Raw genomic sequence first — 8755 nt, forward strand, 5'->3', positions numbered from 1 at the left:
CGCAGTTAGTCCAAAACACCGATCTTGGTCAGATAGTCTTTTGCGACTGCAGCTGCAGGTTCACCACCAACTTGGATGCAACCGTTGAGCTCCTGTAGTGTCGCCAGATCCAGACCTGCAAAGATCGGGTTCAAGACTGATGCAACTTCTGGATACTGTTTTAACACAGCAGCTCGGATAACCGGAGCTGGCTCGTAGACTGGCTGTACGCCCTTATCATCAGTCATAACAACAAGGCCTGTTGCAGCTACCCCACCATCTGTGCCGTATGCCATAGCTGCGTTGACGCCAGAGGTGCCACGAGCTGCGGCCTGAATTGTCGCGGCTGTGTCACCGCCAGAAAGCACGACTGTCTGATCCGGAGACAGTTTAAAGCCATAGGTTTCCTGCATGGCAGGAAGGACTGCGGGAGAAGAAACAAACTCCGTAGAGGCCGCCAGTTTCACATTGCCTCCGTTTGCAACCCAGGCGCCGAAGTCAGACATAGTGGCAAGTTTGTTCTGGGAGGCCAATGCACCTGTTACAGCGATGGCCCAGGTGTTGTTGGCTGGCGCAGGCTGAAGCCATACCAGCCCGTTCTTCTCACCATCCAGCTCAGCTGCGCGGGCGTATCCGGCTTTGGCGTCTTTCCAGACTTCGCTGTCCGCCTCATTGTGGAAGTAGGCTGCATTTCCCGTATATTCAGGATAGATGTCGATTTGCTCTGCAAGCTGTGCTTCGCGAACCACCTGAGTGCCGCCAAGCTGCAGGCGGCGTTCTACTGGCAAACCAGCATCTTCCAACGCAAGTGCAATAACGTTTCCGAGGAGACCACCTTCAGTATCAATTTTGGAAGAAACAACAATTTCAGCATGAGCTGCAACTGTTAAGGCTCCGGTCATGCCGATCGCAGCAAGAATTCGATTAAATGTCATGCGAAGTATGCTCCTCAAAGCTCTCTATTTTTCAGCACTGCATTGTGAAATTTCTATTATGGGAAGAATGTGGCATCCCTAAAAGGGCTATTGTCCTAAACTTGCGCGTTTAGCACGGAATCGATTTCGCCAAATCTGTCGAATATCATCTGAGATTTCCCCTCACTCGACTTCCCCCTCAGCCTCGAACACTCTTGTAAAAACCATAAGTAATCCAGAGTTGTACCAAAGGCACCGCTCATATAGGTCGCCGCCTGTTCCTTCGCAACCCGCCTCGGGTCTCTAAACGGAACTTTATCCAGCGTTCATTCCGTCCCTTAATTCCCAAGGATATGCCCAGAGAAGTTCTGGCTGCAAGGTTTTGTTGAAATTGACGTGTCAGAGATCAACAGTGATTTTGACGGCTTTATTTTTTGGAATGGCTAATCCAATACATGAACTCGATTTTGGCCGTCATAGTGCGCAAGTTAAGAATTCATCTTGTTTAGAAGCAGTCCTGAAACCAAGGGAAGCAATACAAGTCTGACGCATGAGCAATAGCTGATACCTCTGTCATGCAAGTTTGGAACTTCTAAATGAGAGCATACTGTCTTTACCTATTTCTGATCTTTTAGAGATCATTGGAGTAATCTGGAGCCTTGCAACGCAGTTTTGATCAAACCTACGTCAGGCATGAGTTGCAATGAGATAGCGGTTGATGATGATGTTTGCAGGCCGTTTTTCGACCATTCGGATTACTCGCTCAGCTCTTCCCAAAAGAGCAAAGGAATATCTGAAGTTCTAAAGCCAAGCGTTGACTGAACAGGAGATCCCATGCCTGACTCTCATGCCCCGATGAAAGCTTCTGATCGTCTTGTAGCTGCACTGGAAGCGGAAGGTGTTGAATACGTCTTTGCTGTTCCTGGTGAGGAAAACCTTGACGTTCTTGAATCCCTTCGTACCTCCACAATTGAACTGGTGTTGAACCGACATGAGCAAGGTGCGGCCTTTATGGCTGCCACTTATGGGCGTTTGACTGGCAAAGCGGGCGTCTGCATGGCGACGCTTGGCCCTGGCGCGACCAACTTTGCCACCCCGGCGGCCTACGCTTTTTTGGGCGGTATGCCTTTGATCATGATCACCGGGCAAAAGCCGATCAAGAAATCCAAACAAGGGCAATTTCAGATCATTGACATTGTCAGTCTGTTTGAGCCGATCTGTAAGATGTCCAAGGCGATTGTACATGGCAATACCATCCCTGCCCTGATCCGTGAGGCTTTCCGCGTGGCAGAAGAGGAGCGCCCCGGCGCGGTCTTGCTGGAGCTGCCTGAAGATATTGCTGTTGAAGAAACTGACGAATCTGTCTTGCACCCTCATCCCCGTTACTACGCGGTCGCAGATGATACGGTGCTGAATGAAGCAGCTGAGATGATCCGCAACGCAAAAATGCCGTTGCTGTTGCTCGGAGCTGGAGCGAACCGAAAGGACGCTCATTCCATACTCAAGGCTTTCGCCGAAAAGACCCAGATTCCGTTTTTCAACACTCAGATGGGCAAAGGCGTCATTGATGAGCGCTCAGACCTATTCCTTGGTACTGCTGCGCTCTCTGATGGAGACTACTTGCACTGCGCAATTGCACGGGCTGATCTGATCATCAATGTGGGTCACGACGTTGTCGAAAAACCGCCGTTCTTCATGGAACATGGCGGCACCAAAGTGATCCATATGAACTACAAGGCTGCGCAGGTTGATCAGGTGTACTTCCCTCAGGTTGAGGTGGTAGGAGATCTTGCCCGCTCCGTTGCGCGGCTTGGTGATATCCTGGGTGGTCCGCTGGACTTTGATCGCAGTTATTTCCAGCGCATCAAAAAAGAAACAGACCTACACACCTCTGAAGGTGGTGATGTTTCGCGTTTTCCGGTAATCCCACAACGGGTGGTCGCTGATACACGCAGGGTGATGGGTGATTTCGATATTATCGCGCTCGACAACGGTATCTACAAGATCTGGTACGCCCGCAACTACAAGGCTCATCAACCCAATACAGTGCTTCTGGACAACGCATTGGCGACAATGGGCGCTGGCCTACCTTCAGCTATGATGGCAGCCAAGCTTTATCCTGATCGCCGTGTTATGGCGATCTGCGGTGATGGCGGTTTTATGATGAACAGTCAGGAGTTGGAAACGGCGGTTCGGTTGAAACTCAATTTGGTGGTCACTGTTTTGGATGACCGGTCTTACGGTATGATCCGCTGGAAGCAGGCTCATGCAGGATTTGAAGACTGGGGCTTGCAGTTTGGCAACCCTAACTTTGTCGAGTACGCGAACAGTTACGGTGCTACTGGCCACAGGATTACCCGCACAGAAGACCTGCTGCCGACCTTTGAAGCGGCCTTTACTGCTGGCGGGGTCCATCTGGTTGATATTCCCGTTGATTACAGCGAAAACCAGCGGGTCTTGATTGACGAGCTTGCAGCCAAGGTGTGTCTGATATGAGCAAGACACTGGATGTCGTCAATCCGTACAGCCTGAAATGCATCGGCAGTGTCGAGACCAGTGAATGGGAGCAGGTCGATGCGTTTTTGGAGACTGCGCATAGTCTCTTTCGTCAGCGTGATGAGTGGCTTCTTGCCTTTCAACGAATTGCCATCTTAAAGAAAACAGCTCAGCTCATGGAGGCTCGTTTTGACGAGTTGGCGTTCCAAATCGCCAACGAAGGTGGCAAACCACTGGTTGATGCCCGTGTGGAAGTCATGCGCGCCATTGATGGCGTGGAACTTTGCGTACACGAGGTTGGCCAAATGACTGGCCGCGAAATTCCGATGGATTTGACAGAGGCTGGATCAGGTCGCATTGCGTTCACCCAGCGCGAGCCGATCGGCGTGGTCGTGGCTGCGAGCGCTTTCAACCACCCGCTCAACCTGATTGTCCATCAGGTGGCACCGGCGGTGGCCACAGGCTGTCCGGTTATCATCAAACCAGCTCCCGATACACCACTGTCCTGCCTGGCTTTTGTAGGCATGTTACATGAAGCCGGATTGCCAGCGGACTGGTGCCGTACCGTTGTTTGTAATAATGAAGTCGCTGAGCAGATGATCACTGATCAGCGGGTTGGGTTCTTCTCGTTTATCGGTTCTGCACGTGTTGGCTGGATGCTACGCTCAAAGCTGACACCAGGTGCGCGCTGCGCTCTGGAGCATGGTGGAGCTGCGCCAGTCATTGTCAGCGAAGACGCCCATATCGACGACATGATCCCTCTTTTAATCAAGGGTGGCTTTTATCACTCTGGTCAGGTCTGTGTTTCTGTCCAGCGTGTATTTGCTCCTCCCTCTAAAGCGCAAGAAATCGCGCAAAAGCTGGCAGAGGCTGCCAAACTGCTGAAAGTGGGTGATGCGACTGATGCGACAACGGATTGCGGTCCGTTGATCCGGCCTGGTGAGGTGGACCGGGTTGAGGAATGGGTGAATGAGGCTATCGATGGAGGTGCCGAGTTGCTGGCAGGCGGAAAACGCCTGGGCCCTACAACCTATGCGCCCACCGTGTTGCTGAATCCGCCTGCCAATGTCCGCGTTTCGCAACAGGAAATTTTTGGTCCGGTGATTTGCGTCTACAGCATTGATAGTATTGCAGAGGCTATTGAGACTGCAAACAGCCTGCCCTTTGCGTTTCAGGCCGCTGTTTTCACTCAAAGCTTAGGAACAGCCTTCCAAGCCGTCCAACATCTCGATGCCACTGCCGTCATGGTCAACGACCATACCGCCTTTCGTGTGGACTGGATGCCCTTTGCTGGTCGTCGCCAGTCCGGCTACAACACCGGAGGTATCGGCTACACCATGCACGACATGACACAAGACAAAATGGCAGTCATCCGGCTTTGATGTTCCCTACAGAGTTGAACCGAGCATTTCAAAGCCTACTCGTAATCAGATATCTCGTTTTATGCTGTTTTGAGCTGGGCTCTCAGGCGAAACCGCTGAGTTTGACAGCGCTGCTCTACAGCTCAGCACGAGCATTCTTAACTTCAATCTACAAGCCTTTGAAATTAAAAAATAATACGTACTTTCAGGTGCGACATAAAAGCTATTGCCACTTGGTGAGGGCAGGAGTAAATGCTCGGCCCCAGCTTTGGTCATTCGTAGCATATATATTTGTTTTGCTTAGAACCATCCTGAGTTGGACACATTGTTTTAAGAGGCCGTCTACACAACTGAGATAACTTTGCTTTGAAAAATGCAGTCCTCGTCACTCGTGCGTCCTTTTTTGCATTTTTCGGCGCTTGTTGAAGCACGTGATGAGAATAAAGCACAAGTTTAATCCTCCTGTTTTTATCAGCTCCATATCGTTGATTTTTCTGCTCCTGATTACAGCAGTCATCTGGCCGGAAGGCTCTCAGAGGTTTTACAGCAACATTCAGGATTGGATCGAAACAAACACTGGTTGGCTCTATATTCTGGCAGTTGCGATTTTTCTGCTGTTCATCCTTTTCATCATGGTTAGCCGGTTTGGTGATATCAAACTGGGACCTGACCATGCTGAGCCCGATTACGCCTACAAAAGCTGGTTCGCCATGCTGTTTTCAGCAGGTATGGGCATTGGACTGGTTTTCTTCGGTGTCGCAGAGCCGATCATGCATTTCATGTCGCCACCAGACATGGAAGGGCAGACCATTGAGGCTGCTCGTGAGGCAATGAAGATCACCATGTTCCACTGGGGTCTGCATGCCTGGGCGATCTATGGTGTGGTGGCTCTCTCATTGGCGTATTTCACCTACCGCCACCAATTGCCTTTATTACCGCGGTCTGCGCTCTATCCTCTGTTTGGGGAGAGGATCTACGGTCCGATCGGCCATGCGGTTGATACATTTGCGGTACTGGGCACTTTGTTCGGTGTATCCACCTCGCTTGGCTATGGTGCTTTTCAGGTGAATGCCGGCCTGAACTATCTGTTTGATGTCCCTGTTTCGACAACCTCACAAATCATTCTGATCGTGCTCATCTCCAGCATGGCAACGGCTTCGGTTTTTTCCGGCCTTGATCGAGGTGTGAAACGCCTTTCTGAAACGAACCTCATTCTGGCTGTTTGCATTATGGTGCTGGTTCTGATTGTTGGGCCAACCGTGACTTTGCTGCAGACTGTTGTGCAAAATGCAGGCGCATATATGGGGGACCTGATCCATAAGACCTTCAACCTTTATGCCTATGACCGAAAAGATGACTGGCTGGGCGGTTGGACTCTGCTTTATTGGGGCTGGTGGATCTCGTGGTCACCTTTTGTAGGCACCTTTATCGCACGCGTCTCCCGTGGTCGTTCCATCCGTGAATTCCTCGTTGGTCTGCTGTTTGTGCCAACAGGGTTCAGTCTGATCTGGTTCACGATCTTTGGGAACACAGGTATCGATCTGATCCTCAATGGAGGGGCAGATAGCCTTGCTGAAGCCGTTTCTACTGATGTGTCTCTGGCTCTCTTCAAGTTCTTTGAGTACATGCCATTTTCATCTGTACTCTCCATGCTGGGCGTTGTGTTGGTGGTGGTTTTCTTTGTAACCTCCTCCGACTCCGGGTCTTTGGTTATTGACAGTTTGACCTCTGGCGGCGACATCAACTCCCCTGTCTGGCAGCGTGTATTTTGGGCTGTTCTACAGGGCGTTGTTGCGATTGTGTTGTTATCGGCAGGTGGGCTGGGAGCTTTACAAACTGCGACGATTGCCAGTGCGCTCCCCTTCCTCATTGTTATGCTGCTGATGTGCTTTGGCCTTTACAAAGCCTTGCAGGATGATGCTTTGCGCACCAAAAACCTGCAAATGCACCACACCACAGTGCAGTACACAAAAAGCACCGTGGATTGGAGGCAGCGCATCGGAACATTGACTGAAAACGCGACCTTAAAAGACGCACGACATTTTATGGGTACTATTGGCAAGCCTGCTCTGGAAAAGGTGCAGGCGGAATTTGAGACACGCGGTTTCAAAGCCACACTGACCGGTACCAAGAACTATCGATTGACCATCGAACAGTCTGAAGAAACGGTCTTTGTGTATGGCCTGCGAAAACGGTACTTCACAACCGCTTTGGCAATTGGCCCGGGTCACCTCATTGACGAAGATGAAAATGAGGACGAGACCGAAGAGGAAGGCACCAACTACTACCGCGTCGAGGTATTCCTTGCCCAAGGCGGTCAGGAGTACGACGTGCTTGGCTATACCGAGGAACAGTTGATAGCAGACGTGGTCACACAATACGAACGCTTCATGCAGTATCTGCACTTGTCACAATCCGAGTTGCTTTGAGCTAAAGAGACGGTCTTCAAGACATAACCTTGAAGACCGTCTCTCTTGAGTGCTTGGTAGACTTCGTTGCTTTGGCTCTAGCGAATAATTTCTCTCCTGGGACCATTTTGGTAACGCTGCCTCATTACTCAGCTTCCGACAGGTAAACATTTTCATCACACCTCTGTGAGCTATGCCTATCGGCACAATCACCTATTACTACCTGTTCTAATGTTTTGCGCAGACATAAGGCCGTGGACGGCGGCAAGACATAGGGCGGAAAACTATGGTTGGTACGAGCGAAGTATCGAAACTCGTCACGGAAGTGAGTGACTTATTCGTTGATGCATCCGTGTTTGCGGATCCGGCACGTGACAGTTGGTTGTTTCAATTCACGTCAGGTTTGGACGTGATTGCGACGCTGGAAGAAGACAGGCATGCCCTCGCCATCAGTGCGGAGTTGGGCGGATTACCAGAAGAGAACCGGGTTGATCTGCTGGAGTATTTTTTAAAGGTCAATCAGTCTTGGGCGGGCACCGGTAGCCTGCGGTTTGCAATGTTGGCAGATACAGACAAGACCATCACCCTCCTCTGGGATATTCCGATGAATGGGTTGGCTCGCCACGACCTTTTTGCTGCCCTTTCTGAGTTTACAGAACGTGCGCAGGGTTGGGTTGAGCTTTTGAAATCTGGCGTTCTCCTCACACAGGAGCTCGCAACAGAAATTCCCCAAAACTCCCTTAAAATCTGATCCCAATAAGAACGAGGGCTTCCCCGATGACCATCCCGCAAGCGACTTCTACGACACCAACAATTGCACCTGCCAACATCCCACCACAGGCTGACACAACAAGCAGTCCGGCGCCGAGTTCTCCTCACCCGGCGTTGCAATCTCATCAACAAAAAGCCGTTGAAACGCAGTCCGCTGTCAAAGATCAACTCGCAACGACGCAAGGAAACGCTGGTGCTGACAAATCACTATATGATCTGATTTGTGTCGGGCGAGGCACATCCGCAGCTGCCTATCTCACCAGCCTGAAACGGTGTGATTGCTCTATTGTTGCGGACAGCACGAAGAACAACGTGCTTGTGGTTGGCAAAAATGATCCATGGGCTGGTGCACGAGGCTATGAAAAAGGCCATTACACTCAGTGCATCAACCAGGCACAGCAGCTGGTGAACCCTGGTGATGAACCAATTGCATCCTCTTGTCTGGACCCGGTTGACAGACAGGAATGGTCTCAGCTCAATGCACAACGCATCGATCAAGTTTCTGGTGGGAACATCCTTGATGCTGAAGTCCGTCAAATCAGCCGAGACAGCGAGACTGGTCTTTATAAGGTGCAGACTGATGCAGATAGCGAGCCGCTTCTGGCCAAGAAGGTCATCCTTGCCACAGGCGCCGGCATTGAACGCTCAGACTACGAGTACCACCACGTCCCGCCGGAAGTTGCTGATTTTAGGAAATCTGGTCACCCCAATGCTGCCAACTGTCTGGATCTGGATCAGTTCCAGCGTAACGAAGCAGGCACACGAGACCTGACCGGGCGTGTTGTGGCGGTTATGGGCCCGAATGCGGGTACCGATGCGATTATGG

5 protein-coding genes and 1 pseudogene are annotated in these 8755 nt (G+C 51.1%); 5 read left to right on the forward strand and 1 reads right to left on the reverse strand.

What is annotated here, in order from left to right:
- Window positions 1-5 precede the first annotated feature (5 nt).
- Complete coding sequence (locus tag PPL9_RS24540; protein WP_057465174.1) at window positions 6-914, reverse strand: ABC transporter substrate-binding protein; 909 nt, start codon at window positions 912-914, stop codon at window positions 6-8.
- Window positions 915-1727: 813 nt separating this feature from the next.
- Between PPL9_RS24540 and PPL9_RS24545 the strand changes: the two genes are divergently transcribed.
- The 5 genes and pseudogenes from PPL9_RS24545 to PPL9_RS24565 form a co-directional block, all read left to right on the forward strand.
- Entirely contained in the window at window positions 1728-3389 is a 1662-nt protein-coding gene (locus PPL9_RS24545; protein WP_057465175.1) for an acetolactate synthase large subunit, read from the forward strand.
- Entirely contained in the window at window positions 3386-4771 is a 1386-nt protein-coding gene (locus PPL9_RS24550; protein WP_057465176.1) for an aldehyde dehydrogenase family protein, read from the forward strand. Before PPL9_RS24545 ends, PPL9_RS24550 begins: the two co-directional genes overlap by 4 nt.
- A 413-nt stretch (window positions 4772-5184) precedes the next feature.
- Window positions 5185-7179, forward strand: a complete 1995-nt coding sequence (locus PPL9_RS24555) for a BCCT family transporter (protein ID WP_057465177.1) — start codon at window positions 5185-5187, stop codon at window positions 7177-7179.
- 265 nt (window positions 7180-7444) lie between these two features.
- On the forward strand, window positions 7445-7909 hold the full coding sequence (locus PPL9_RS24560; RefSeq protein WP_057465178.1) for a type III secretion system chaperone: 465 nt from the start codon (window positions 7445-7447) through the stop codon (window positions 7907-7909).
- Window positions 7910-7935: 26 nt separating this feature from the next.
- Window positions 7936-8755 (forward strand): annotated as a pseudogene (locus PPL9_RS24565) (type III effector); the annotation flags it as partial.

The organism is Pseudovibrio sp. POLY-S9, from assembly GCF_001431305.1.
GTDB lineage: Bacteria > Pseudomonadota > Alphaproteobacteria > Rhizobiales > Stappiaceae > Pseudovibrio.